The organism is Serpentinimonas raichei (genome assembly GCF_000828895.1).
Classification (GTDB): domain Bacteria; phylum Pseudomonadota; class Gammaproteobacteria; order Burkholderiales; family Burkholderiaceae_C; genus Serpentinimonas; species Serpentinimonas raichei.
The window spans coordinates 1110321-1134623 of sequence record NZ_AP014568.1; the positions used below are offsets into that span (position 1 = coordinate 1110321).

Here is a 24303-nt window from a genome sequence, read left to right on the forward strand (position 1 = left end):
CACTGGTGCAACGCATTATCGGGCATCGGACGCACGGCCCTAAGCCGTGTGAGCCCAGAACCGCTGCGGCCCCATCGGACCTTCAAACCCCCATGTAGCGGCCAGTTCGGTGGTTGACTGCAATGACCATATTCAGGGCCAGCGCCCCCAGCAGCGACAACAGCACCTGCTTGGGCGGCAGCAGCGTGAAGGCGAGCAGCAGGAGCAACGCATCGAAACCCATCTGCACCACCCCGGCGCGCCAGCCTAGGCGCTTTTGCAGATAGACCGCCAAAATCCCAATGCCGCCCAAACTGGCGTGGTGACGCAACAGCATCAAGATACCGGTTCCGGCCAGCAGCCCCGCCAGCACGGCAGCCAGCACCGGGTGCAGCCGCTCAAAACCCAGCCACAAAGGCAGCCACTGCACCCACAGCGCCAGCAAGGCCACGGCGGCAAAGGTTTTGAGGGTGAACACGGGCCCCAGAGTCAACCAAGCAAAGACATAAAACGGCAGATTGAGCACAAACAACAGCCAGCCCAGCGGCCAAGCGAATGCGTAATGCAGCAAAAATGCCAACCCGGTGGTGCCCCCTGTGAGCAGCAGCGCCTGCTGAAACATGAGCACGGCCAAGGCCACGAACAAACTGGCCACCAGCAGGCCCTGCGCGTCTTCAAAGTGGCTGTGTGGGGCTGCTGCGGCAACCCCGGCCAGTGGCGGCTGGCTCATGGCCCCCCCGCCCAGCCGACTTCAGCCAGCAGCACCCGGTTGCGCCCTTGCGCCTTGGCCGCATAGAGCGCCAGATCGGCCTGATGGATGAGCGCATCGGGTTCACTGGCATGCAAGGGTGCCACCGCCACCCCAACCGAAAGGCTCAGACTCAAACGGGCCCCGTTGACCCAGATCTCCAGCGCCGCAAAAGCCTGTCGCAACACTTGGGCGCGCTCATAGGCCACATCGGCCCCCATGCCGGGCAGCAGCAACAAAAACTCCTCGCCGCCGTAGCGGCAGGCAAGGTCTTCGCGGCGAATCGCATCATTTAGCAACTGCGCCAATCGAATCAGCACCTGATCGCCCGCGCCATGACCGTATCGGTCGTTGATTTGCTTGAAATGATCGATGTCAAGCAGCGCCACGCACAGCGGCAATTTCTCGCGCTGGCAACGCGCCCACTCTCTTTCTAGCGTTGATTGCAGGTAGCGCCGGTTGAACATGCCGGTGAGGGGGTCGCGAATGGCTTGTTCGCGCAGCTCCACCTGCAGCCGCTCGATTTCATGCAAGCGCTCGGACAGCGCGCCGTTGAGCGCTTGCAATTCAGACTCGCGCGCCCGCAGCGACTCCCGGGTTTTACGCAGCGCCAGCGTGCGCCGGTGTGCCAGCACACCGATACTGAGCAAATAAACCGACAAACCCAGCATAAAAATCAGCATCACCACGGTGCTCTCTTGGGGCTGAAATTGCCAGCCACCCAAGGTGCCGCCGAGCAGAGCCCCTGCAGCAAACAGACCGATCGCCCAGAAAATGCCGGAAACACCGCGAAAAATGGCATTATTGACCGCGCTGCTGATAAACAAGGCAAAAGCAATAAAGAATGGAAACCCCAGCCACGCCGCCCACGCACCAAACAAGAAGCTGTCAAGCCACAGATGCTGCAGCTCGGCCTGCCTAGGGTTGCCGGCCCGGCGAGCGCGCAGGTAAATCAGATGCGGGTACAGCAAAAACTGAACACCGAGCAAGACCCAAGCCCAAAGCGGCGGCTCTTGCCCCCACAAGTGAATGGCCAGCAATAGCAGCACGATCGGAAAACCCACGCTGCGAATCACCCAGTGGGTCGTGACGATCCAGTGCAAACGGGGTGCAGGCGTGGTGACAGACATGCCGAAAAATGTGATTTTTATAGTTTGGGTAGCATCTTGTTCAACTGCAAGCGGTTGTGCGTAGCAAGCAAGCGACCCGCATGGGCTGGCAAAAGAACAAGTGCTCGATTTGTATGAGAATAGCATATGCCCATGCAAACCGAACCCCCCTATTCCCATGATCAAAGCCCAAAAACCGGGCTTTTGTTGTGCAACCTCGGCACCCCCACCGCCCCCACCGCCGCGGCGCTGCGCCCTTATCTGGCGCAGTTTTTGAGCGACCCGCGGGTGGTCGAACTGCCGCGCTTGCTCTGGTGGCCGATTTTGCACGGCGTGGTGCTGCGGCTGCGGCCGCGCAAGTCAGCCGCCAAGTACGCCAGCATCTGGCTGCCCGATGGCTCGCCGCTCAAGGTCTGGACCGAACGCCAGGCCAAGCTGCTGCAGGGCTACTTGGGTGAGCGCGGGCACCACGTGCAGGTGCGCTGGGCCATGCGCTACGGCCAGCCGTCGGTGGCCAGCGGGCTCGATGCGCTCAAGGCCGCCGGTTGCACGCGCATTCTGGTGCTGTCCGCCTACCCCCAGTACAGCGCCGCCACCACCGCCAGCGTGGCCGACGCCGTATTTGCTTGGGGGCGCACGGTGCGCAACCTGCCTGAGCTGCGGCTGGTGCGCAACTACCACGACCAGCCCGAATACATAGCCGCGTTGGCGGCCTCGGTGCGCAGGCACTGGCAGGCACACGGACGCCCCAACGTGCTGCTGCTGAGCTTTCACGGCATGCCGGCGCGCACGCTCGAAAAAGGCGACCCCTACCACTGCGAATGCCACAAAACCGCGCGCCTGCTGGCCGAGGCGCTGGGCCTGAGCGCCGACCAGTACCGGGTCACCTTTCAGTCGCGTTTCGGCCGCGCCAAGTGGCTACAACCCTACACCGAACCCACGCTGATCGAACTGGCGCGCAGCGGTGTGGATCGGGTGGACGCGATCTGCCCCGGCTTCTCCTGCGACTGCATCGAGACACTGGAGGAAATCAACCTCGAAGCCCGCAGCGCTTTCCTTCAAGCCGGCGGCAAGGCGTTTCATTACATCCCCTGCCTCAACGACAGCCACGAGGGCATGCAAGCCTTGACCGCATTGTGCGAACAGCATCTGTTGGGCTGGCCCACTCGGCTGCCGCCCGACCCCAGCGCCTGCGCGCACAGCCGCCAGCGCGCTTTGAGCATGGGCGCCAAAAGCTGAGCAGGGCACTCCAATCTTTAACCCAAGGGCTCGCGAAAAGCCTACAATGGTAGAAGTGCTGCGGCGCAGCATGTGCAACCTGTCTGGCGTCCTTGATAGTTTAAGGCCCTCCCTGACCTGCGGTCGGGCTTAGCCGCCGCTGCGGACGCTGCCTTTGTTTTTTGACCCGATCCATTTTTTCCAAGGAGCCTGACCATGTTGACCGCCGAGCAAATGATTGCTGCCCACAAAGCCCAGATCGAAACCCTCTTTGGCCTTACCCAGACCGCCTTTGAGGGCGTCGAGCGCTTGCTGGAGCTCAACCTGCAAGCCACCCGGGCGGCGCTGTCCGAATCGTCCAACAACGCGCAAGCCTTGCTCAGCGTCAAGGACGCCCAGGAGCTGATGGCCTTGCAAGCCGCGCTGATGCAGCCCTTGGCCGAAAAAACCGCTGCCTACAGCCGCCAGTTGGTTGAAATCGCGGCCGGTACCGGCTCGGGCTTGGCGCGCTTGGCGCAAGCCCAAGGTGCCGAGGCCCAACAAAAATTCATGGCCGTGGTGGACAACGTGGCGCGCAACGCGCCGGCTGGCTCTGAAACGGCTGTGGTGGTGATGAAAAATGCCGTGGCCTCGGCCAACACCGCCATGGAAACGGTGCAGCGTGCCGTCAAGCAGGCCACCGAGGTGGCGCAATCCAATTTCCAAAACATGAGCGATTCGGCCTTGGCGACCGCCAAGGCCACCCCGACCCCGGGTGGCACAAAACGCTGATTGCGTCCGTTTAACCAGGGTTACGCCGCCGCAATGGGGCGCAGGTGTTGCCTGAGCTGGGGCAGCATGTGTTCCATGGCGGCGCGCCCGGCGGCAATGGCTTGTTGCCGCACGCCAAAGTCGGCGCTGCCCATGCCCGCCAAATCGGGCCGCACCACGGTATCGGCCCCGGCCAGCGCCAGCCGGTTGATGCTCTGGCCCATGATGGTGAAGGTGCGCAGCAGCACGCGCAGGGCATCGGTGGCATACCCTTCGCTGAGGGCGCTGGAAATGTCCACCGCCAGAACCCGCTCGGCGCCCATGGCGCGCGCCTGCTCCACCGGCACCGGCGCCACCAGCCCGCCATCCACGTAGTCGCGCCCGGCAATTGATACCGGCGTGAACACCCCCGGCACGGCGCTGGAGGCGCGCACCGCCAGCCCGCTGTCGCCACGCCTAAACAGCACCCCGGCGCCGCTGCCCAGGTCGGTGGCCAGCACACCCACCGGCAGCGCCAGCTCCTGCAAGGGCCGGTTTTGCACCATGCGGTTGACCATGCGCGCCAGCGCCTCGCCGCGCAGCAGGCCGCGGTTGAACAGCGGCAGCGACCAGTCGGTGATGGTCACCTCCTCCATCTCCAGTGCGGCCTGTTCCAACTGTTGCCCGTTCATGCCGCTGGCGTAGAGCACCGCCACCAGGCTGCCGGCCGAGGTGCCGGCCACCAGCGCCGGCCGTATGCCCTCGCGCTCCAACACCTGAATCACGCCAATGTGGGCAAAACCGCGTGCCGCGCCACCTCCGAGCGCCAAGCCCAGTCGCGGCGGGCGCAACGGGGCCGGGGTGGGTGGCGCAGGCACGGGCGCCGGGCCCACGCCCAAGGTCCCGCAACCGGCCAGCGCGAGCAGCATCCCGGCAGCCGCAGCGCGCCGGCTCAGGCCACCCAACCGAGTCGCGTCCGCACCCGTCGCGTCATCTGTGAAATTTTCCATCAACCGCCCGTAATTCAAACAGGAATCATTTTCGTTTGTGCTAAGATAGCGCCGCGTCTCTCCCACGCAACAGCAATCCGCCCGATCAACCCACCCACCGCAAACTCACCATGACACTGCGCAAAACCCTGACCTTAGCCTTGAGCGCGCTCACGATCTCAGCCCTTGCCGGCACGGCCATCGCCCAAGATCGGGTGCTCAACCTGTATTCTGCCCGCCACTACCAGTCGGATGAGCTGATCTTCGCCGAGTTCACGCGCACCACCGGCATACGCATCAACCAGGTGCAGGCCGACGACGCCGGCATCATGGCCCGCCTGCGTGCCGAAGGCGCGGCCTCTCCGGCTGACGTGGTGCTGCTGGTCGATGCCGCCCGGCTGGCGCTGGCCGACAGCCAAGGCATGTTCCGCCCGATCCAATCCGCCGCGCTCAACGCCGCCATCCCGCCCAACCTGCGCGCCGCCGCCACCCCGCAAGGCGTGACATGGTACGGCTTTTCGACCCGGGCGCGCGTGATCGCCTTTGACCCGGCGCGTGTGCGCCCCGAGCAAATCGCCACCTATGAGCAACTGAGCGACCCGGCCCTGCGCGGCATGATCTGCTCGCGCTCGGGCTCGCACCCCTACAACCTGACGCTGTTTGCTGCGATGATCGAGCGCCACGGCGAAGCACGCACCGAAACGTGGCTGCGCGGCGTGGTGGCCAACTTGGGCCGTGCACCGGTGGGCGGCGACACGGATCAGATTCGCGCCGTGGCTTCCGGCGAATGCGCCATCGGCATCACCAACAGCTACTACGCAGCGCGCCTGATGCGCTCGGCCCGCCCCGAAGACCGTGCCGTGATGGAGCGCGTGCGCCTGCTGCATCCCAACCAAGCCACCAGCGGCACGCACATGAACGTGGCCGGCGGTGCCGTGGCACGCCACACCCGCCAGCCTGAAATGGCGCAGCAGTTCATGGAGTTCTTGGCTACGCCGTTTGCGCAGCGCACCTTTGCCGATGCCAACAACGAGTTCCCGGCCGCCCGTGGCGTGACCATCGACAACCCGGCCCTGCGCGCCTTGGGCGGTGCATCCGGCGCCTTTAAGCAAGACGAACTGCCGCTGGGCGACGTGGCGCGGCACCTGACGACGGCGCAGCGTCTGCTGGACCGCACCGGTTTTCGTTAATCGATGCAGTGGGTCGGCCTAGGCCGGCCTAGGCTCCCGACAAACCCGCCCCAAGCTCGCGCTGGGGGCGGGTTTTTTGTCCCATAATTGACGCACACGTCAACTAGGAGCGACGCTCATGCAGATCGAAGGCAAGGTATTCATCGTCACCGGCGGCGCATCGGGCTTGGGTGAAGGCACGGCGCGCCATTTGAGCAGCTTGGGCGGCCGGGTGCTGCTGGCCGACCTGAAGGTCGAAGCCGGCCAGGCGCTGGCAGCCGAAATCGGGGCCGAATTCATGCCCTGCGATGTATCGAGCGAGGCCGACGGCCAGGCGGTGGTGCAGCGCGCCTGCGAGCTGGGCTACTTGGCGGGCTTGGTCAACTGCGCCGGCATCGCTGCAGCCGAAAAAACCGTGGGCAAAAACGGGCCGCACGAATTGGCGCTGTTTGCCAAAACGCTGCAAGTCAACCTGCTGGGCAGCTTCAACATGATCCGCCTGGCCGCCGCCGCCATGAGCCGCAACGCGCCCGAGCCCAGTGGTGAGCGCGGGGTCTTGATCTCTACCGCATCGGTCGCCGCCTACGACGGCCAGATCGGGCAAGCCGCCTACGCCGCCTCCAAAGGCGGGGTGGTGGGCATGACGCTGCCGATCGCGCGCGACCTGGCGCGCAACGGCATCCGCAACATGACGATCGCCCCCGGTATTTTCGGCACTCCGATGCTCTTTGGCATGCCACAAGAGGTGCAAGACGCGCTCGCTGCCAGCGTGCCCTTCCCCTCGCGCCTAGGCCGGCCGCTGGACTACGCCCGGCTGGTGCAGCACATCATCGAAAACGAAATGCTCAACGGCGAAGTGATCCGCCTCGACGGCGCGATCCGGCTGCCGCCGCGCTAACGCAGCCGAGCGCCGGGGGCGCTAAGATGGGCGGCTCTAACATGCGAACCCCTCCCCTGCCATGACGGCCTCTACCCCCCAAGACATCGCGCGCGAAGCGGTCAAGCGCCTGACGGCGCGCAAACTGCCGCCCACGCCCGAGAATTTTCAAACCTACTACCACGAGGTGGCCGGCACCCGGCCGCTCAAGCCCTTTCCGCTCGAAAACCTGCGCCAGATCGCGCAGGCACTGCCCGACGCCACCCCGGCGCAGCAACGTTTCAAGACGCAGTTTGGCAAGGCGGTGTCGCTGCACAGTTGGGAAGATCTGGAAAAAGCCCTCACGCAGCAGATCAGGAGCCAAGCCCCCACCGAAGCCCCTGCAACAGCGCCTACCGTCACGCTCCCGGCCCAGGAACGGGAGCGCTTCCCGCCCGACTTGCTCGAACAAATGGCGCGCCTCGTCGGCAACGCCCTGCCCGCCGTGGGCAACGACGACCGCAAAGTGGTGGAGTTGGCCGATGACTTGATGCGCTATCTGCGCCTGCCCGACCAGCATCCGCCTGCGCTGCGCAAGCTCATGGCCGACTTTGCCTTTAGGCTCTCCTTCGTGGCCGAGGAACAGGCCGCCATCCGCGAGACGCTGCTCAAGCTGCTGCACGCCGTGCTCGACAACGTGCGCGCCCTCAACCCGGAGCAGCCGTGGCTGCAAAAGCAGCTCAGCGCCCTGATCGCAGTGGCCCAGCCGCCCTTGTCGATCCGCCGCCTCGAGGAAGCGCAGTCGCGCCTCAAAGACCTGACCCGGCTCCAGCTCGAGACGCAAGAGCAAATGCTGGCGGCCCAAAACGCGATGAAAGAGACCCTGGCCGTGTTCATGCAGCGCCTGGGCGAAACCGCCGCCAGCAGCGAGCAGTACCAGCAGCGCTTCGAGCACTTTGCGCACCAGCTCGAGCGCTCCACCAGCCTGGCCGAAATGACTCCGGTGCTGCAACAGGCCATTCAGTCGGCACGCAGCCTGGCGCTGGATAGCCAGCGCACCGGTGCCGATCTGGGGGCGCTGCGCCAGCGCGCCAGCCGGGCCGAAGCGCAAGTGGCGCAGTTGCGCGACGAACTGCAACGACTGAGCGAACAGGCCAGCCACGACGCGCTCACCGGCGCCCTGAACCGCAAGGGCATGACCGATGTGCTGGAGCGCGAAACCTCGCGCGCGCAGCGCCTGGGCAGCAGCTTGTGCCTGGCCTTGCTCGACCTGGACGACTTCAAACGCCTCAACGACCGCCTCGGCCACCTCACGGGCGATGCCGCTTTGCAGCATCTGGCCACCGTGGCCAAGGCCGCGCTGCGCCCGCACGACTCGCTGGCGCGCTACGGCGGTGAGGAGTTTTTGATCATCCTGCCCGACATCGAACCCGACGAAGCGCTCGAGGTGGTGCGCCGGGTGCAGCGCGAGCTTTCAACCCAGTTGTTCCTGAGCGGCAGCGAGCGCGTGCTGATCACCTTCAGCGCCGGCGTGACGCAACTGTTCGAGCACGAAACGCTGGCGCAGGCGCTGGAGCGCGCCGACCAAGCCATGTACGCGGCCAAGCGGGCCGGTAAAAACCGCGTCTTGCGTGCTTGAGGTGCTTGCGTTGTTTGAGGCTCCCTCGCCGTGAGCATTCCACAAGCCTTTTTGCAAGAGCTGCTGGCCCGGGTCGATATCGTTGAAGTCGTGGGGCGCCATGTGGCGCTCAAAAAGGGCGGCGCCAACTTTCTTGGTCTGTGCCCTTTTCACGACGAAAAATCGCCCTCCTTCACGGTCAGCCCGACGAAGCAGTTTTTTCACTGTTTCGGTTGTGGCAAGAGCGGCAGCGCGCTCGGCTTTTTGATGGAGCACACCGGCGCCGGCTTCATTGAGGCGGTGCAAGACCTGGCGCAGCAAGCCGGGCTGAGCGTGCCGCAAGATGAAGAAACCCCGGAACAAAGGGCGCAGGCGTCGGCCCTGCGGCGCCAGCGCAGCAGCCTCTCGGAGTTGCTGGAGCAGGCCGCGCAAGCCTACCAGCAGCAGCTCAAGGGGGCGCCGCAAGCGGTGGATTACCTCAAGCGCCGCGGCTTGAGTGGCCAAATTGCCAAACAGTATGGGATCGGCTACGCCCCCGGGCAGTGGCGCTTTTTGTCCACCGCAGTGGCCGATTATCAAAACCCGCTGCTGGTCGAGGCCGGGTTGGTGATCGAGGCCCATGCGGCCCATGAAGCGGGTGCCGATGCGGCCGCTGCGCCTGAATCGGGCAGCGGCTCGGGGCGCAGCGGCAAGCGCTACGACCGCTTCCGGGACCGCATCATGTTCCCGATCCGCAACGTCAAAGGCCAGTGCATCGGCTTTGGCGGCCGGGTGCTGGGAGCGGGCGAACCCAAATACCTGAACTCGCCCGAGACGCCCCTGTTTTCCAAGGGGCGCGAGCTCTACGGCCTGTTCGAGGCGCGCAGCGCCATCCGCCATGCCGGCTGCGTGCTGGTTACCGAAGGCTATATGGACGTGGTGGCGCTGGCCCAGCACGGCTTGGGCTATGCGGTGGCCACGCTGGGCACCGCCTGCACGCCGGAGCAGGTGCGGCTGCTGTTTCGCTTCAGCGACACGGTGGTGTTTGCCTTCGACGGCGACAGCGCCGGCCGACGCGCCGCCCGCAAGGCCCTGCCTGCTGCCCTGCCTTGGGTGGGCGACAGGCGCAGCGTCAAATTTCTTTTTTTGCCGCCCGAACACGACCCCGACAGCTACATTCGAGCCCACGGCGCGCAGGCCTTCGAGCAAGCGCTCGCGCAGGCCCTGCCCTTGAGCCGCTTTTTGCTCGATGTGGCCGCCGAGGGTTGCGCGCTCGATACGCCCGAAGGCCGGGCGCGCCTGGCCAGTCAGGCCGAGCCCCTTTGGAACGCGCTGCCCGAGGGCGCATTCAAACACCAGATGTTGCTGGAGCTGGCCGATCGGGTGGCCCTGGACGGGCGCGACCTGCTGGCGCTGTGGCAACCCAAGCCACCGCCTGCCTCCAGAGCGCCGCGCCGTGTGCCGGCACGGACCACTGCCGATCCAGCCCACCCCCGGGGCCCATCCAACCCGCCCTACCCGGCCACTGCTGCGGCTTCAGCGGCGGTCGATCTGGCTCCCCATGCACGGCCGCGCGACTTCGAGCCGCCGTCGGCGGGCGCACGCGGCAGCGCCATTGGGGCCGGCTTTGCCCCCTTGCGCGCCCAGCGCCCGCATCGCCGCACGCCGCGCGGTCTGCTCGGGCGCGCCGACCGGGTGGCGCGCATCGTGCTGGCCGCCTCGCAGGCCTGGGACTGGCTCAGCGCCGACGACCACCAACTGCTGGCCCAGCAACCGGCACCACACGGGGCGCTGTTTGCCTGGCTCGAGGGGCAGTGGCTCGAGCATGGCCCGCAGCCGTGGGCAGCGGTGCGCGAAGCGCTGCGCGGTCAAGCTTTCGAGGCGCTGGCGCTGGAATTGCACAGCGGCGGCATGGTGCTGGAACAAGCTGAGGCGCAAACGAACACGCCCGCCGAAGCCGTTGACCCCACCGACCCCTCCGGCGTGCGCAGCGAACTGCGCGAATTGCTGCGGCTGCTGCACATCGAGCGGCTGATGCAGCTCGAAAACGAATTGATCGCCCATGCCGAAACCGACGCCGGGCAAATGCAGCGCTACCGAGAGGTCACGGCTCAACGCAAAATCCTGCAAAACAGCAAGCCGTAGGGCCGTTCGTTAATCAGGTACAATGGTCAGTTAGCACAAGTGCGACAGCAGCACCTCCGAACCGGCCAACGCCCATGAACGGGCAACAGGGGCTCAAAGCCCCCGGCCACTGGTCCTCCAGCCCTCGCAAGGACTGCACCCCAAATGTTCGCCCTCCCAACTTGTGCCGCACTCCCCCAACGGGCTTGAGTGCCTTTCGCGTTGTCCTTGTCCGCCCCTATTCGTTCCTGTGTGCGCCGGCTGGCTCCATGCCGCCGCCGCCCCACCCATCGCTCGGGTTTTGGCCCGTGCAGAAAGCGCCGTTCGTGAGCTCGAAAAAACCGACCGCCAAAAGCCCAGCCAGTGCCCCCGTGCCCAGCGCAACCGCCGCCAGCCTAGAGCCGATTGCCGCGGCGGCGCCCACAGCCAGCAACCAGCCGGCCCGCAGCAGTGCGAGCAAGCCGGCGGCAGCGCCCCGGGCGACCAAGGCCGCCCCGGTGGCTGTGCCAGAGGCTGCCGCGGCCCCCGCCGAAGCGGTTGCAGCGGTGAGCAAGCGCGCACGCAAGCCCAAAGCCCCCAGCGCACAGGCCTCGCAAGCCATTGCGGCTGCGCCAGCGCTCAGGGACGAGGTTGACTTGATCGATTTGGAAGAGGACTTCAGCGTCGAGCCCGAATCGGGTGCAACGGAGTTGGCCTCTGATACGCCCGAGTTGGCCGAATCGGGTGAAAAAGCCAAGCCCTTGCGCATGAAAATCAGCAAGGCCAAAGAGCGCGCCCTGATGAAGGAGTTCGGGCTCGACGACACCGTGCTCACCGAAGAAGAAGCCAAGGCCCGGCGCGACCACCTCAAAGCCCTGATCAAGCTCGGCAAAACGCGCGGCTACCTCACGCACGGCGAGATCAACGACCACCTGCCCGACAAACTGGCCGAAGCCGAGACGCTGGAGGTGGTGGTTTCCCTGCTCAACGACATGGGCGTGGCGGTCTATGAGCAAACGCCCGATGCCGAAACGCTGCTGCTCTCCAACGCCGGCCCCACCTCGGCTACCGAAGAAGAAGCCGAAGAAGAGGCCGAAGCCGCGCTCTCGACCGTGGACAGCGAGTTTGGCCGCACCACCGACCCGGTGCGCATGTACATGCGCGAAATGGGCACGGTCGAGCTGCTCACGCGCGAAGGCGAGATCGAGATCGCCAAGCGCATCGAAGGCGGCTTGAACGAGATGATGGCCGCGATTTCGCAGTCGCCCGCCACCATCAACGAAATCATGACCATGGCCGACGAAATTCGCGCCGGCTCGGTGGTCATCTCCACCGTCGTCGATGGCTTTGCCGACGCCGACGCCGCCGACGACTACGTGGCCGAAGAAGACTTCGACGACTACGACGAAGCCAGCGACGACGACGGCAAAGGCGGCTCCAAGGCGGTGTCGCGCAAAATGGAAGAACTCAAGCGCGAGGCCTTGCTGCGCTTTGAAGCCCTGCGCGAGCTGTTCGATCAGTTGCGCCTCAGCTACGACCAGCACGGCTACGCCAGCCTGGCCTACCAGCAGGCGCAAGCGCAGCTGACCGACAAGCTGATGACGATCCGCTTCACCGCCAAGGCGATCGAAAAACTGTGCGACACGGTGCGCCAGCAAGTCGAGTCGGTGCGCAAAAAAGAGCGCGAGCTGCGCCGCATCATCGTCGACAAGTGCCGCATGCCGCAAGACAAGTTCGTGGCCGACTTCCCGCCCAACCTGCTCAACCGCCAGTGGGTGCAAAAGCAGGCCGCCGCCGGCAAGCCGTGGAGCGCTACCATGGGCCGCCACATTCCGCCCATCCAAGAACTGCAGCAGCAACTGATCGACCTGCAATCCAGCGTGGTGGTGCCGCTCGATCAGCTCAAGGCCATCCACAAGCGCATGAACGACGGCGAGCGCATGTCGCGCAACGCCAAAAAAGAGATGATCGAGGCCAACTTGCGGCTGGTCATCAGCATCGCCAAAAAATACACCAACCGCGGCCTGCAGTTCCTCGACCTCATCCAAGAGGGCAACATCGGCCTCATGAAGGCGGTGGACAAGTTTGAATACCGGCGCGGCTACAAGTTTTCCACCTACGCCACGTGGTGGATACGGCAGGCCATCACGCGCTCGATCGCCGACCAGGCGCGCACCATCCGGATTCCGGTGCACATGATCGAAACCATCAACAAGATGAACCGCCTCAGCCGCCAGCACCTGCAAGAGCACGGCTTCGAGCCCGACGCCTCGATGCTGGCCGAGAAGATGGAGATCCCGGAAGACAAAATCCGCAAGATCATGAAGATCGCCAAAGAGCCGATCTCCATGGAAACCCCGATCGGCGACGACGACGACTCGCACCTGGGCGACTTCATCGAAGACAGCGCCAACACCGCCCCGATCGACGCCGCCATGCAAGCGGGCTTGCGCGAAGTGGTCAAAGACATCCTCGACACCCTGACACCGCGCGAAGCCAAGGTGCTGCGCATGCGCTACGGCATCGAAATGTCCACCGACCACACCCTCGAAGAAGTGGGCAAGCAGTTCGACGTCACGCGCGAGCGCATCCGCCAGATCGAAAACAAGGCGGTGCGCAAACTCAAGCACCCGAGCCGCTCCGACAAGCTGCGCAGCTTCATGGATACGCTCTAAGTTTTCACTCCAGCCGGAAGCGGCGCACCACCTCCGAGAGCTGGCGCGCCTGATCGCTCATGGCGCTGGCGGCCGCCGCGCTTTGCTCGACCAGCGCCGCGTTTTGCTGCGTCATCTGATCGAGCTGGCTGACTGCGGCGTTGATCTGCGCCACGCCTTCGGCCTGCTCGCCCGAGGCGCTCGATATTTCGGCCACCACATCGCGCACGCGCTCGACCTGTTCGACGATGGCCTGGATCGATTCACCCGCTTGGTTCACCAGACCCACGCCCGCCCCGACCCGATCGACGCTGTTGTTGATCAACACCTTGATCTCTTTGGCCGCTTCGGCGCTGCGCCCAGCCAGCGAGCGCACTTCGGAGGCCACGACCGCAAAACCGCGCCCGGCTTCACCCGCCCGCGCTGCCTCGACTGCGGCGTTGAGCGCCAAGATATTGGTCTGAAACGCGATGCCGTCGATGACGGAGATGATTTCGCTGATTTTTTTCGACGCTTGCTGGATCTCGCTCATGGTATGCACCACGCTGCCCACCACCTCGCGCCCCTGTTGTGCACTCTGGCCGGCGGTGCGGGCCAGCTCGCTGGCGGTGCGCGCTGAAGCGGCCGAGTGCCCGATGGCGTCCGACATGCTCTCCATGCTGGCGGCGGTCTGCTCCAGGTTGCTGGCGCTTTGTTCGGTGCGCTCACTCAGGTTCTGGTTGCCCGCCGCAATTTCCTGTGCCACCGCCGTGATGCCGTCGGTGCCGTGGCGCACGTCGGCCACCACCTGGGCAATCTGATCGCGCATGGCGTTCAGGGTGCGGCTCATCTGGCCGAACTCATCGCCGCGCTCGATCGACAAACGCGCACCGATGTTGCCATCGGCCATCTGCTGCGCAAAGACCATGACATCGTTCAGCGGCGCCCGTATGCTGCGAATCAGCACCGCTGCACCCCCCAAAATAAACAGGATCAGCACCCCCAGCATGGCGCTGGACCTGAGGATATTGGCGTTGCGGTATTCGGCAAACACCGCCTGCGACTGCTGCAACTGGGTGGCTTGCAGCGCCGCAAATTCGCGCAGGCTGCTCATGTAGGGTGCAATACCGGGGTTGAACTGTTGGGCGATTTCTTGCATCGCCCCTGCCGCGTTGCCCTGCTCGCGCAGCGCCCTTGCCCGTGCCAGCGAATCCAGCACCGCCTGGCGCTGCGCCGCAATGCGCTGCATCAGTTCGCGCTCGGGCGCGCTGGTGGCGAGCTCGGCGAGCCGGGTTTGCACCTCGTTAATCTGGCGCACCGTCTGGGGTATGAGCTCCCGGTACAGGGTTTCGAGTTCGGGGTTGGCCGAAATGAAAGTGGCTTGCACCCGCGTCACGTTGGTTTCCACCAGCCCGGCCCAGAGCGTGGCCAGTTGCAGCTTTTCGCTCTTTTGCGCCAGCACGGCCTCCGATTGAGCTGTGATGGCGCGCGACTGCGTGGATGTGACAAGGACCAAGCCGAGCAATCCAAACATCAGCAACACCACACCCAGCCACAACTTTGCCCCTACGCTCAGACCAGCGTATCTTGATGGCGCTTGCAAGCTATGTTCCATACCGTTTCCCAACTTTCGTTTCTAAACATCCGTGTGGGCATCAAAGCCCAAATGCTGCCCAAATGCACGCAAAGTGCGTAAGCAGTGCGTAAGCGGGGCGCATATTAACTCAAAGTCAGCGTTTGCACCGGGCTGGCAAGCAGACTCCCTCTACGCAAAATGCTATTATGAGCCGCTAAATCGCTTTTTGCGCGTGTTGTTGGCACATGCACGCAGTGCACCATCCAGCACCTCCGCATCGGCGCCACTACATGCTGCCCCTAAACCCGCACCATCAGCTTCAACGATTGCATACATGACCGGCAAACCCTTGCAAGACCCGGCCGACATCTTCGTCTTTGCCGATGACCGCCCTGTGACGCCCCAAGACCTCACGCCGCCTAGCAAGCCTTGGCGCGTGCTGGTGGTCGATGACGACCCCGACGTGCACATCAGCACCGCCTTTGCGCTCGACCTCACCTGGACGTTGGAGCGCCCGATCGAGCTGCTGCGGGCCGAATCCGCAGCCCAAGCGCGCCAGATCTTGGCCGAAAACGCCGACATCGCCGTGGTCTTGCTCGACGTGGTGATGGAAACCGCCGACGCCGGCTTGTTGCTGGTGGACTACATCCGGCGCGAGCTCGGCCTGAGCGCCACGCGCATCGTGCTGCGCACCGGCCAGCCCGGCTACGCCCCCGAGCACGAGACCTTGGCGCGCTACGACATCAACGACTACCGCTCCAAGTCCGAACTCACGCAGCACAAACTCGTCTCCACCCTGATGGCGGCGGTGCGCGCCTACGAGCAGGTGCGAACCATTGAAGCCAGCCGGCGCGGCCTGCAGCAGATCGTGCTCAGCTCGGCCGAGCTGATGCAATTGAGCGGTTTGCAGCGCTTTGCCGACGGCGTGCTGACGCAGGTGGCGGCCTTGCTGGGCGTGTCGCCGCACGGCTTGGTTTGCGCCCAAGGCCCGGCCCCGGGCGGCCCCTACACGGTGCTGGCCGCCGCCGGCCCTTTCGTGGCCCTAATCAACCAGCCGCTCGATGCGCTCAATGGCCACCCAGCCTTGGCGCATCTGCGACGGGCCCTGAAAAACCAGTGCAGCCAGTGGGGGGCCACCGAAACCGTGCTCTACGTGGGCAGCGAGCGCGGTTTGGACATGGCGATTTATCTGCCCACCCCGCTTCCACACGACGAAATCACGCGCCAACTGCTCGACGTGCTGTGCGTCAATCTCAGCGCCTGCCTGCGCAACCTCGACCTCGTGCAGCGCCTGCAACTGGTGGCCTACCAAGATCCGCTGCTGGGTATTGCGAACCGGGCCAGCTTGATCGAACGCATCGAGCGCACCGAGCACGGCAGCCATGCACTGCACCGCCTCATTTTGGCCGACATCGACGACTTCAACGGCATCAACGAGCTCATGGGGCACCCTTTTGGCGACCGGGTGCTGCAGGCCGTGGCGCAGCGTCTGCTCGATTGCCTGCCGGCAGCCGTCACGGTGGCGCGCGTCTCGGGCAATGCCTTCGGCCTGTTTGGAGCCAACGAAGCGCTGCAAGCCGATCGGGTTCAACGAGCCCTCGAAGCGCCCCTGAGCGTGGCTGGCCAGCCCTTCAAGGTGCGGCTTTCCATGGGTTGTTGTGAAGAGGCAGACCTGAGCCCATCGGGCGCCGATGCGCTCAAAAACGCCTCCATCGCGCTCAAGCACGCCAAGCTGCAGCACCGGGGTGCCTTGGTCTGCTTCGACGCCGACATGGCGCAGCGCTCGCGCCACCACGCCGAGCTGCTGGAGCGCCTCACCGCCGCCTTCAACGACAAGCAGTTGTTCCTCGTCTATCAGCCGCAAATCGACCTCGAGTCGGGCGCCGTAATCGGCCTCGAAGCCCTGCTGCGCTGGCGCCGCGAAGACGGCCAAATGGTGCCGCCCGACCGTTTTATCCCGGTGGCTGAACAGTCGGGTCTGATCGACAGCTTGGGGTTGTGGGTCTTTAAAACCGCCTGCCACGATATGCAGCGCCTGATTGCAGCCGGCTTGGCCCCCAAGCTGATGGCAGTCAACGTGTCGGTGGCGCAGTTCAAGAACCCCGCCTTTGTGGGTCAGATCGAACAGGCTTTGCTCGATTCGGGCCTGGCGGCGAACCGGGTCGAGCTCGAGATCACCGAATCGGTGGCGGCGCTTGGGCACGGCGTGGTCGAGCCCCTGCTGCAGCGCTTGCGCCGGCTGGGGTTTTCGGTGGCCATTGACGATTTTGGCACCGGCTATTCTTCGCTGGCCTATCTGGAGCGGCTGCCGCTGGACCGCATCAAGATCGACCGCGAGTTTGTGAGCCAGTTGCAGCAGGGCCAAGAAGCGCGCATCGCGGCCCTGATCGCCCAGCTGGGTGCCAAACTCGGGCTGCGCGTGCTGGCCGAAGGCATCGAAGACGCGGCGGTGTGGCGCAAACTGCAGGCCATCGGCTGCCACGAGGGGCAAGGCTTTCACATCGCCAAGCCCATGCCTTTTGATGATCTGCCAGCATGGTTGCGCGAGTGGAACACCCGTGCACACGGCTAAACCAGCGTGCCCCCCTAATGCAACCCACAAAGCCAGCATGAGCACCGCCAATCCGACGCGCCGCCGCTTGCTGCTGCGCGCGGCCGCTTGGCCCATAGGGAGTGCCCTTGCGGCAGCCGGCTTATCGGCTTGTGCGCAGCAGACTCCGGTTCGGCTGGCCGTGCTGGGAGGGCTCACAGGGCCTGTCAGCGATTTGGGTCTGGCCATGCGTGATGGTGTGTTGCTGGCAGTCGAGCTTGCACGCGCGGCCGGGCGGGCGGTTGAGCTGCTGGAATTTGACGATGCACAAAACCCCAACAAGCTGCCCGAGGTGGCGCTGCGCATGGCCAGCGCGCAGGTGGCTGCCGTGGTTGGGCCGGTAACCAGCAACATTGCACAAGCCTGGATCCCCTTGGCGCAGCAGCATGGATTGCTCACGGTGTCGCCAGCCGCGACCAGCGACGATTTCAGCGGCCTAGATGACCAGTTTTTCCGCGTCAGCGCCAGCACGAGTGAGTACGCCACGCAAAGCGCTGCTTTCGCAGTGCAGCGGCGCGGCTGGCGCCGGCTGGCACTGATCCGCGACGACTCCAACGCCGTTTTCACGCGCAGTTGGGCCGATTTTTTTGCAACCCAAGCACGCAGCTTGGGGGCCACGGTGGCCGAACCGGTGCCGTACCGCGGACCGCTAACACCACTGCAAGCGCAAACCGTGCTGCAGCAAGCCCTTGAGCAGCAGCCCGAGGTGCTGGTGTTGGTCGCCAACGCCAATGACGCGGCCTTGCTGGCTCAACTGGCGCGGCAGCTCCAGCCAGCCACAGCGCTCTTTGCCGCCGAATGGGCCTCATCGAGGCAGCTCATCGTGCGTGGCGGACGCGCCGTGGAGGGCATGTTGGTCGCGCAATTTGTCGATCGCAACAACCGCTCTGAAAGCTACCTGCTGTTTTTGCAACGTTTTGAGCAGCGCTTTCGGCGCTCCCCCGAGTTTGCCGAAGTCGTGGCCTACGACGCCGCCCAAGTTCTGCTGCACGGATTGGCGCAGCAGGCGCCGGACGAAACCCTCAAAGCCACGCTGCTGCGCGTGCGCACCTTCCCCGGCTTGCAAGACGCCATCACCTTTGACGATTATGGCGACAGCCAACGCCCCATGGTGATGAGCGAAATCCGCAATGGCCGTTTCATCACCCTTGGCGCATGAAAGTGGTGCGCACGCTGTCGATCCGCCGCCTGCTGGTGGGCCAGTTCGCGCTGGTGCTGGTGTTGGCGATTGCCTTGGTGGTGGTGATGATGGTGGCGTGGCGCCTGCCCCTGGCCCGTGAACAGCAGCGCCACGAGCAGCAGCGCATGGCCGCCGTGGTGGCGCAGCAGGTGCAGGGGCGGCTCGATGTCACCGAGTTGCTCACGGCCATGTTGAGAGGTGCCCACCCCGCCGGGCCGATCGAGGGCGGATTGGTCCACCCCCAAGTGCGCCGGTTTGCGCAGCAACTGGCCGATCAGGCCATCACGTTTCAGGCCATTTACTGGGTCGGTCCAGACGGTTTGGTGATCGATTTCGTGCTTCCCTTCAGCCTTGACGAACCCGCTGTCATGGCCCGGGTGGGGGCCGACCTGAGCAATCTGCCGGTTTTGCGCTTGGCGGCCCAAGGTCAACATCCGGTTTGGAGCGACCAGTACCTCTCACCTCTGATGGGGCTGCCGGTGGTGGCACTGGCACTGCCGTTGCCCAATGGTTTCATGATCGCCGAAGTCTCGGTGCAAGAATTGGTGGCCGCCACCGCCGACTGGGGCGCGCACGGCGATCTGCTGGTGTTGCTCACCGATGGCACGGGCGAGTTGCTCGGCTCACCCGACCCGCTCGACCCGCTGCACCGGCGCAACATCGCCAACCTAGCGCCGATCGCCCACGCCCTCGGCGGGACGCAGGCGCACGGTCGCATCGATCACTTGGGCGAAACCTTCGAGGGCTATGCCCTGCGCATCGACCGCCTAGGATGGGTGGCTTTCACGGGCCAGCCGCTGCTGCTGGCTCGCACCGGCGAACGGGCGGCCATCGTCGTCACCGGGCTGACGGTGTTGTTTGCAATTGGCTTTGGCTTGCTGCTCAACCTGCTCGTGTCCACGCTCATTGGGCGCCATTTGAAACGCAGCGTGGCCTATTCCGACGCCGTGGCGCGCGGCGACTACGACGCGGCACCGCCCCACAGCCGCATCACCGAAGTGCAACGCCTCGAGCACAGCCTGAGCCGCATGGCGCAGGAAATCCGCCGCCGCGAGCAGCAGTTGCGCGCCATCATCGACCTGGGCCCCACGGTGGCGGTGCAAATTTACGACCGCCACAGCCGCGTCCTCGACTGGAACCCAGCCACAGAACGCATACTGGGCTACAGCCGCGAGCAAGCGCTGGGCAAGCGGCCTTGCGATTTGTACTACGATGCCCAGCAGCAGGCCGACTTTGAGGCCATCTTGGCGCGCATTGCCGAAACCGGCGTGCCCTTTGGCCCGTTCGAAGGCGCGCTGCGCGGTGCCGATGGCAATCTGCGCTGGATTTACTCCACCACGTTTTCGATTCCTGGGCCACAGGAAGGCGAGCTGCAGTTCGTCTGCATGGACATTGACATCAGCGAAATCAAAAGGCTGGAAGCCGAGCTGCGCAGCCTCAACAGCGAGCTCGAAGACCGGGTGCAGCAGCGCACCCAGAGCCTCGAACAGGCCAATAACGAACTGCAACGCACCCTGAACGAACTGCGCTCCACCCAAGACCGGTTGGTCCAAGCCGACAAACTGGCCGCCTTGGGCAGCCTGGTGGCCGGGGTGGCGCACGAACTCAACACCCCGATCGGCAACGCCCTGATGGCGACGAGCACGCTACAAGAGAGCCTGCGTCAGTTCCGCGAGCGCCTGCAGCAGGGGCTGCGGCGCAGCGAGCTCGACGCCTTTGTGCAACAAGTGGGCACGGCCGACGACATCGCCACGCGCAACCTCGAGCGCGCCGCCGAGCTCATCAGCAGCTTCAAGCAGGTGGCGGTGGACCAGACCAGCTCGCAGCGGCGCCGCTTCGAACTGGCCGAGGTGGTGCACGAAATTTTGCTCACGCTGCAGCCGGTGCTCAAGCGCAGCCCGTTTGCGGTTGAAGTGCAGGTGCCTAGCGGCATCTGGCTTGACAGCTACCCCGGCCCGCTCGGGCAGGTGTTGGCCAATCTGATCCAGAACGCCTTGCTGCATGGGCTGCAGGGTCGACCCAGCGGTTGCGTGCGCATCGATGCCGCCGTTGAAGGCGAGCACCTGCGACTCAGCGTGAGCGACGACGGCAAGGGTATTTCCCAGCACCTGCAAGACCGCGTGTTCGAGCCCTTCTTCACCACCCGGCTGGGTCAAGGCGGTAGCGGGCTGGGCCTGCACATCGTGCACAACCTCGTGACCGGGGTGCTGGGGGGGCGCATCGCGCTCCAGAGCAACCCGGGCCATGGGGCGCGCTTCACCATCCAGTGCCCGCTGTTGGCCCCGCGCGAGGCTGCCCCGGTCAGCGACAACCCCGAGCCCGCCGCTTGATCAGGCCAGGCACTCCAGCGCCAGCACCCCGGTGGCGGTGTTGGAGATCGGGATGTGGTAGTTGCCGTGCACCTTGCGCACCCCGGCCCCGCCGCGTGTCAGGGCGGCGCGCATGGCCAGCCACATCAGCAGCTCCACGCCCTGGGTGCCGGCGCGCTCGACCAGCTCCAGATCGCTGAACTGGGTCGCCCACTCGGGGTTGGAAACCATGCTCTCGAGGAACTGCTGGTCGAAAGCTTTGTTGATGAAGCCGGCGCGCTCGCCCTCGAGCTGGTGGCTTAAGCCCCCGGTGGCCATGACCAGCACCCGTTTGTCGCTCTCCCAAGCGGCGATGGCCTCGCCCACGGCCCGGCCGAGCTGATAGACGCGCCGCGCCGTGGGCAGCGGAAACTGCACCGTGTTGATGTCGATCGGCACGATCTGCACCGGAGCCACCTCGTGCGTGGGCCAAAACAGCTTCAACGGCAGCGAACAGGCGTGATCGACCAGCATCTCCTGGCAAGTCACAATATCAAACTCGCTCGCCACCAGGTGCCGGATGATCTGCCACGAAAGCTCCGGGCAGCCCGCCAGCGGCGGCAGCGTGGGGATGCCCCAGCCTTCGTCGGCGTTGCGGTACTCGGCCGCGGCCCCGACGGCAAAGGTCGGCATTTTGTCGAGGAAAAAGTTGAGCCCGTGGTCGTTGTAGAACACCACCACCACCTCGGGGCGCACCTGTTCCAGCCAGCGGTGGATGGGGGGAAAGCCGTCGAAAAAGGGCTTCCAATACGGCTCTTGCTGCCAGCCTTTGGCAATTGCGTTGCCGATGGCGGGTATGTGCGAGGTGGCCAAGCCACCGAGTAGGGTTGCCATGATGGGGTTTCCTTGGGACGACGCAGAGGATGGGTGGGTTGCCGGCGCGGGTGGGGGGGTTAGCGCGCAGCCGCTGGCCAGTCAGGCTGTTGGTTGGCCGCTGCCAGTTTGGCCATGAATTCGGGCTTGCTGACACCGGTCTGCTGGGCCCCGATGTCTTGCATATTGAGGCCGAAAATGCCGGCAAACTTGGCCAGATAGTAGGCGTTGCCACCGGCTTGCAGCAGCGCCAGCACCTGCTTGGAGCGCACCGCCTCGGCCTGCTGCGGGTTCAGGCCGTACTGGGCCATGTAGCCTTCGGGGTCGGCCACGAAAGCCTCGCGATTTTCCTTGTCGTTGAAAGAAAAACACATTTTGTTGAGGGCGTAGCCTTTTTGGGCCATGCTGCCGTCAAACGGGGTGGTGCCGGGGATGTCGTGGGTGTCGCTCACGGGGCTGCTCATGCTTGGGTCTCCTGATGGGGTCGGGTGGCGCGCTTGAAATGCATACAGTGGCGCCAGTGTGGCGCATGAATTGACTTCGATCAAGCAATCGGTCATCATGCAACCCATGAATGATTTAGATTGGTCAGCGCTCGATGCGCGCCTGCTGCGCGTGTTGGTGGCGGTGGCTCAAAGCGGCTCGGTCACGGCCGCTGCCCAGCGCTTGGGGGTGACGCAGTCGGCGGTGAGCCACCAGCTCGATCGGCTGCGCGCCATCGTGGGCGACCCGTTGTTTGTCAAGTCCGGGCGCGGCATCGTGGCCACGGCGCGCACCGAAGCCTTGCTGGCACCGGCGCAGGCCTTGCTGCAGGAAATGGAGCGCTTTGCCCAGCGCGAGCGCTTCGATCCGGCCCAGTGGGAGGCCCGCCTCACCCTGGCGGCCAACGATTTGCAGCGCGACCTGCTGCTGCCGCCGCTGCTTCAGCGCCTGCAGCAACTGGCGCCCAAGGTGCAACTGCGCGTCATCCCCTCGGGCATTCCGAGCCTGGAGCTGCTGCGCCAGCAACAGTGCCAGCTCGTGCTCAGCCCGCGCCCGCCCGATGGCACCGACATCGTGCAAAAGCGCCTGTTCGAAGACGCCTACCGGGTGTTTTACGACCCCGCCCAGCGCGCCGCCCCGCGCGACCTGGACGAATATCTGGCCGCCGAGCACGCCACCGTGGTCTATGAGCCGAACCGGCCGCTGGACCTGGACCAGTGGCTGCTTGGGCGCGGCGTGCAGCGGCGCTTTCGGGTGCTGGTGTCGGGTTTTGCCGGCTTGGCTTCGTTTCTGCCCGGCAGCCGCTTGCTGGCCACGGCCCCGGGCTTGCTGCAGCGCCACCTGCTGCGCGGTCTGGCCAGCGCCACCCCGCCCCTGCCCTGCCCGCCGCTGCCCATGTACCTGGTCTGGCACCTGCGGCACCAGCACGACCCGGCACAGCGTTGGCTGCGCGAGCAAATCGAGGCGCTGCTGCCAGCCGTGCTCAGCCCGCCGTTGGGGGCTGGCCCGCCTGCTGCTGCGCCAGCCGGTACTGCTGCGGGCTCAGGCCGGTGCGGCGCTTGAAGAAGCGGGAAAAATAGGCCGGGTCTTCGAATCCGAGTTCGAGCGCCAGACTGGCCGCCGGCGCCGCAATGTAGATCAGGCGCCGGCAGGCTTCGCGGGTCAGGCGCTCGTGCACCAGCTCCAGTGCGCTGCGCCCGCTGGCGCTGCGCGTGAGGCGGTTTAGGCGCTGCAAGGAAAGCCCCAGTCGCTCGCCGTAGCGCTGCAGCGGCCAGTGCTCCAAAAAGTGCTGCTCGACCAGCCACAAAAAACGGGTGTAGAGGGCCTGGTGCCGGTGCGCCCGCTCGCCCACGGCGGCGGCCTGGCGCTGCAGCGCGCTGGCCTGTGCCAGCCGCCAGACCAGCGCCCGCGCCAGCCAGCCCAACACCGGCGCGGCGCCCGCGCCGGCGGGCCTTTGAAACTCGTGCGCGAGCTCCCGGAACAAGGTGTCGAGCCGCTGCGCCGCGTCGTCGTCGGGCAAAAAGTGCAACAGGCGCGGGGCCGTGAACAGCTCTTGAAAGGCCGCCCCGAGCGCGCCCGTCTCGCCCTCGAGCAGCCAGCGTGCGCTCAGCGTGAGCACCCGGCCATCGGTCTCGGGGGCAAAGCGAAAGCCGTGCACCACGGTGGGCGGCAGCACGATCGCCGCCGGGGCCTGCACCTCGGCGCGGTGCTCATCGAGCAGCACCTCGGCTTGGCCGCGCCACAGCCACAGCACCTGGTACAGGCCTTGGTGTGTATGCGGCTGAATCTCCCAGTGATAGAGGCGGCTGCGCGACTGCACTTCTTCGATGTGCAGCAGCTCGTGCCCCGGCACCGCGGCCTCGCCATAGAGCGCAAAACTGGGGATGTGGGTGCCACCACCCCACAGCAGGCTGGCGGACACGGCCCGGTTGCCAGCAGCGCCCGGCCTAGGTTCAGCGCCCGGTGCGCCCCGTGCATTTGGCGAGCCTTGCGGCCAAGACGTAAAAGGGCGATTGCTCATGGCCGTATTTTGATCCAAAAGTACCAGCAATCGCTGCGATTTTTGCACGCCACTCCAGCCTGCCCGGCCCTACAGTTCCATCCTGAGCCCGCTGGCCGCACAGCCGCAGCCCACACTGCGCGCCCCGAGCGCCCCAGAGCGCCCCACAAAACCGGAGACCCGC

The 24303-nt window shown here is 65.3% G+C and carries 18 protein-coding genes; 11 read left to right on the forward strand and 7 right to left on the reverse strand.

The window, feature by feature from the left end; all coding sequences use genetic code 11:
- Positions 1 to 82: 82 nt before the first annotated feature.
- Together SRAA_RS05270 and SRAA_RS12465 are read right to left on the reverse strand one after the other, a co-directional pair.
- Positions 83 to 709 carry a YitT family protein gene (locus tag SRAA_RS05270; RefSeq protein WP_171820222.1) on the reverse strand — a complete coding sequence of 209 codons (627 nt, stop codon included), beginning with the start codon at positions 707 to 709 and terminating at the stop codon, positions 83 to 85.
- Positions 706 to 1857: a sensor domain-containing diguanylate cyclase gene (locus SRAA_RS12465; protein WP_045531347.1), complete on the reverse strand. Its 1152-nt coding sequence runs from the start codon at positions 1855 to 1857 to the stop codon at positions 706 to 708. The genes SRAA_RS05270 and SRAA_RS12465 overlap by 4 nt, the downstream gene beginning before the upstream one ends.
- 126 nt (positions 1858 to 1983) lie before the next feature.
- On the opposite strand from SRAA_RS12465, the gene hemH reads away from it, so the two are divergent.
- Together hemH and SRAA_RS05285 are read left to right on the forward strand one after the other, a co-directional pair.
- Complete coding sequence (gene hemH, locus SRAA_RS05280; protein ID WP_045531348.1) at positions 1984 to 3075, forward strand: ferrochelatase; 1092 nt, start codon at positions 1984 to 1986, stop codon at positions 3073 to 3075.
- A gap of 195 nt (positions 3076 to 3270) precedes the next feature.
- A complete protein-coding gene (locus SRAA_RS05285) occupies positions 3271 to 3825 on the forward strand; it encodes a phasin family protein (RefSeq protein ID WP_029461933.1) in 555 nt (184 codons plus the stop codon).
- A 20-nt stretch (positions 3826 to 3845) separates the two neighbouring features.
- Here the strand turns inward: SRAA_RS05285 and SRAA_RS05290 are convergent, their stop codons facing one another.
- Positions 3846 to 4793 (reverse strand): patatin-like phospholipase family protein, encoded by a 948-nt coding sequence (locus tag SRAA_RS05290; protein ID WP_082039925.1) that lies wholly within the window; start codon positions 4791 to 4793, stop codon positions 3846 to 3848.
- 116 nt (positions 4794 to 4909) lie between these two features.
- On the opposite strand from SRAA_RS05290, the gene SRAA_RS05295 reads away from it, so the two are divergent.
- From SRAA_RS05295 to rpoD, 5 genes are all read left to right on the forward strand, one after another.
- Complete coding sequence (locus tag SRAA_RS05295) at positions 4910 to 5962, forward strand: Fe(3+) ABC transporter substrate-binding protein (RefSeq protein ID WP_045533327.1); 1053 nt, start codon at positions 4910 to 4912, stop codon at positions 5960 to 5962.
- A gap of 118 nt (positions 5963 to 6080) precedes the next feature.
- On the forward strand, positions 6081 to 6839 hold the full coding sequence (locus SRAA_RS05300; RefSeq protein ID WP_029461936.1) for a 3-hydroxyacyl-CoA dehydrogenase: 759 nt from the start codon (positions 6081 to 6083) through the stop codon (positions 6837 to 6839).
- Positions 6840 to 6900: 61 nt separating this feature from the next.
- On the forward strand, positions 6901 to 8436 hold the full coding sequence (locus SRAA_RS05305) for a GGDEF domain-containing protein (RefSeq protein WP_045531349.1): 1536 nt from the start codon (positions 6901 to 6903) through the stop codon (positions 8434 to 8436).
- A gap of 30 nt (positions 8437 to 8466) precedes the next feature.
- Complete coding sequence (gene dnaG / locus SRAA_RS05310; protein WP_045531350.1) at positions 8467 to 10539, forward strand: DNA primase; 2073 nt, start codon at positions 8467 to 8469, stop codon at positions 10537 to 10539.
- Positions 10540 to 10787: 248 nt separating this feature from the next.
- Positions 10788 to 13172: an RNA polymerase sigma factor RpoD gene (gene rpoD / locus SRAA_RS05315; RefSeq protein ID WP_045531351.1), complete on the forward strand. Its 2385-nt coding sequence runs from the start codon at positions 10788 to 10790 to the stop codon at positions 13170 to 13172.
- A 4-nt stretch (positions 13173 to 13176) separates the two neighbouring features.
- Here the strand turns inward: rpoD and SRAA_RS05320 are convergent, their stop codons facing one another.
- Positions 13177 to 14646: a methyl-accepting chemotaxis protein gene (locus SRAA_RS05320; protein WP_171816023.1), complete on the reverse strand. Its 1470-nt coding sequence runs from the start codon at positions 14644 to 14646 to the stop codon at positions 13177 to 13179.
- Between the two features lie 394 nt (positions 14647 to 15040).
- On the opposite strand from SRAA_RS05320, the gene SRAA_RS05325 reads away from it, so the two are divergent.
- From SRAA_RS05325 to SRAA_RS12040, 3 genes are read left to right on the forward strand one after another with little or no spacing between them, the layout of a single operon-like run.
- Positions 15041 to 17278, forward strand: a complete 2238-nt coding sequence (locus SRAA_RS05325) for a putative bifunctional diguanylate cyclase/phosphodiesterase (protein WP_052369068.1) — start codon at positions 15041 to 15043, stop codon at positions 17276 to 17278.
- Between the two features lie 37 nt (positions 17279 to 17315).
- Positions 17316 to 18455 carry an ABC transporter substrate-binding protein gene (locus SRAA_RS05330; RefSeq protein WP_076606974.1) on the forward strand — a complete coding sequence of 380 codons (1140 nt, stop codon included), beginning with the start codon at positions 17316 to 17318 and terminating at the stop codon, positions 18453 to 18455.
- On the forward strand, positions 18452 to 20806 hold the full coding sequence (locus SRAA_RS12040; protein WP_052467498.1) for an ATP-binding protein: 2355 nt from the start codon (positions 18452 to 18454) through the stop codon (positions 20804 to 20806). The genes SRAA_RS05330 and SRAA_RS12040 overlap by 4 nt, the downstream gene beginning before the upstream one ends.
- On the opposite strand, the gene SRAA_RS05340 is transcribed toward SRAA_RS12040, so the two are convergent.
- Together SRAA_RS05340 and SRAA_RS05345 are read right to left on the reverse strand one after the other, a co-directional pair.
- Entirely contained in the window at positions 20807 to 21658 is an 852-nt protein-coding gene (locus tag SRAA_RS05340; protein ID WP_045531352.1) for a class III extradiol dioxygenase family protein, read from the reverse strand. It abuts the gene before it with no gap.
- A gap of 59 nt (positions 21659 to 21717) precedes the next feature.
- Positions 21718 to 22101: a protocatechuate 4,5-dioxygenase subunit alpha gene (locus SRAA_RS05345; protein ID WP_045531353.1), complete on the reverse strand. Its 384-nt coding sequence runs from the start codon at positions 22099 to 22101 to the stop codon at positions 21718 to 21720.
- 106 nt (positions 22102 to 22207) lie between these two features.
- Between SRAA_RS05345 and SRAA_RS05350 the strand changes: the two genes are divergently transcribed.
- Complete coding sequence (locus SRAA_RS05350; RefSeq protein WP_045533331.1) at positions 22208 to 23182, forward strand: LysR family transcriptional regulator; 975 nt, start codon at positions 22208 to 22210, stop codon at positions 23180 to 23182.
- On the opposite strand, the gene SRAA_RS05355 is transcribed toward SRAA_RS05350, so the two are convergent.
- Positions 23103 to 24041, reverse strand: a complete 939-nt coding sequence (locus SRAA_RS05355) for a helix-turn-helix domain-containing protein (RefSeq protein WP_231849343.1) — start codon at positions 24039 to 24041, stop codon at positions 23103 to 23105. The two genes, SRAA_RS05350 and SRAA_RS05355, sit on opposite strands and share 80 nt — an antisense overlap.
- Between the last annotated feature and the right edge of the window lie 262 nt (positions 24042 to 24303).

Excerpts from the sequence above, each read along its gene's own strand:
- SRAA_RS05270 (WP_171820222.1), bottom strand. The coding sequence starts at position 709 with ATGAGCCAGCCGCCACTGGCCGGGGTTGCCGCAGCAGCCCCACACAGC.
- SRAA_RS12465 (WP_045531347.1), bottom strand. The coding sequence starts at position 1,857 with ATGTCTGTCACCACGCCTGCACCCCGTTTGCACTGGATCGTCACGACC.
- hemH (WP_045531348.1), top strand. The coding sequence starts at position 1,984 with ATGCCCATGCAAACCGAACCCCCCTATTCCCATGATCAAAGCCCAAAA.
- SRAA_RS05285 (WP_029461933.1), top strand. The coding sequence starts at position 3,271 with ATGTTGACCGCCGAGCAAATGATTGCTGCCCACAAAGCCCAGATCGAA.
- SRAA_RS05290 (WP_082039925.1), bottom strand. The coding sequence starts at position 4,793 with ATGGAAAATTTCACAGATGACGCGACGGGTGCGGACGCGACTCGGTTG.
- SRAA_RS05300 (WP_029461936.1), top strand. The coding sequence starts at position 6,081 with ATGCAGATCGAAGGCAAGGTATTCATCGTCACCGGCGGCGCATCGGGC.
- SRAA_RS05305 (WP_045531349.1), top strand. The coding sequence starts at position 6,901 with ATGACGGCCTCTACCCCCCAAGACATCGCGCGCGAAGCGGTCAAGCGC.
- rpoD (WP_045531351.1), top strand. The coding sequence starts at position 10,788 with ATGCCGCCGCCGCCCCACCCATCGCTCGGGTTTTGGCCCGTGCAGAAA.
- SRAA_RS05325 (WP_052369068.1), top strand. The coding sequence starts at position 15,041 with ATGACCGGCAAACCCTTGCAAGACCCGGCCGACATCTTCGTCTTTGCC.
- SRAA_RS05330 (WP_076606974.1), top strand. The coding sequence starts at position 17,316 with ATGAGCACCGCCAATCCGACGCGCCGCCGCTTGCTGCTGCGCGCGGCC.
- SRAA_RS12040 (WP_052467498.1), top strand. The coding sequence starts at position 18,452 with ATGAAAGTGGTGCGCACGCTGTCGATCCGCCGCCTGCTGGTGGGCCAG.
- SRAA_RS05340 (WP_045531352.1), bottom strand. The coding sequence starts at position 21,658 with ATGGCAACCCTACTCGGTGGCTTGGCCACCTCGCACATACCCGCCATC.
- SRAA_RS05345 (WP_045531353.1), bottom strand. The coding sequence starts at position 22,101 with ATGAGCAGCCCCGTGAGCGACACCCACGACATCCCCGGCACCACCCCG.
- SRAA_RS05350 (WP_045533331.1), top strand. The coding sequence starts at position 22,208 with ATGAATGATTTAGATTGGTCAGCGCTCGATGCGCGCCTGCTGCGCGTG.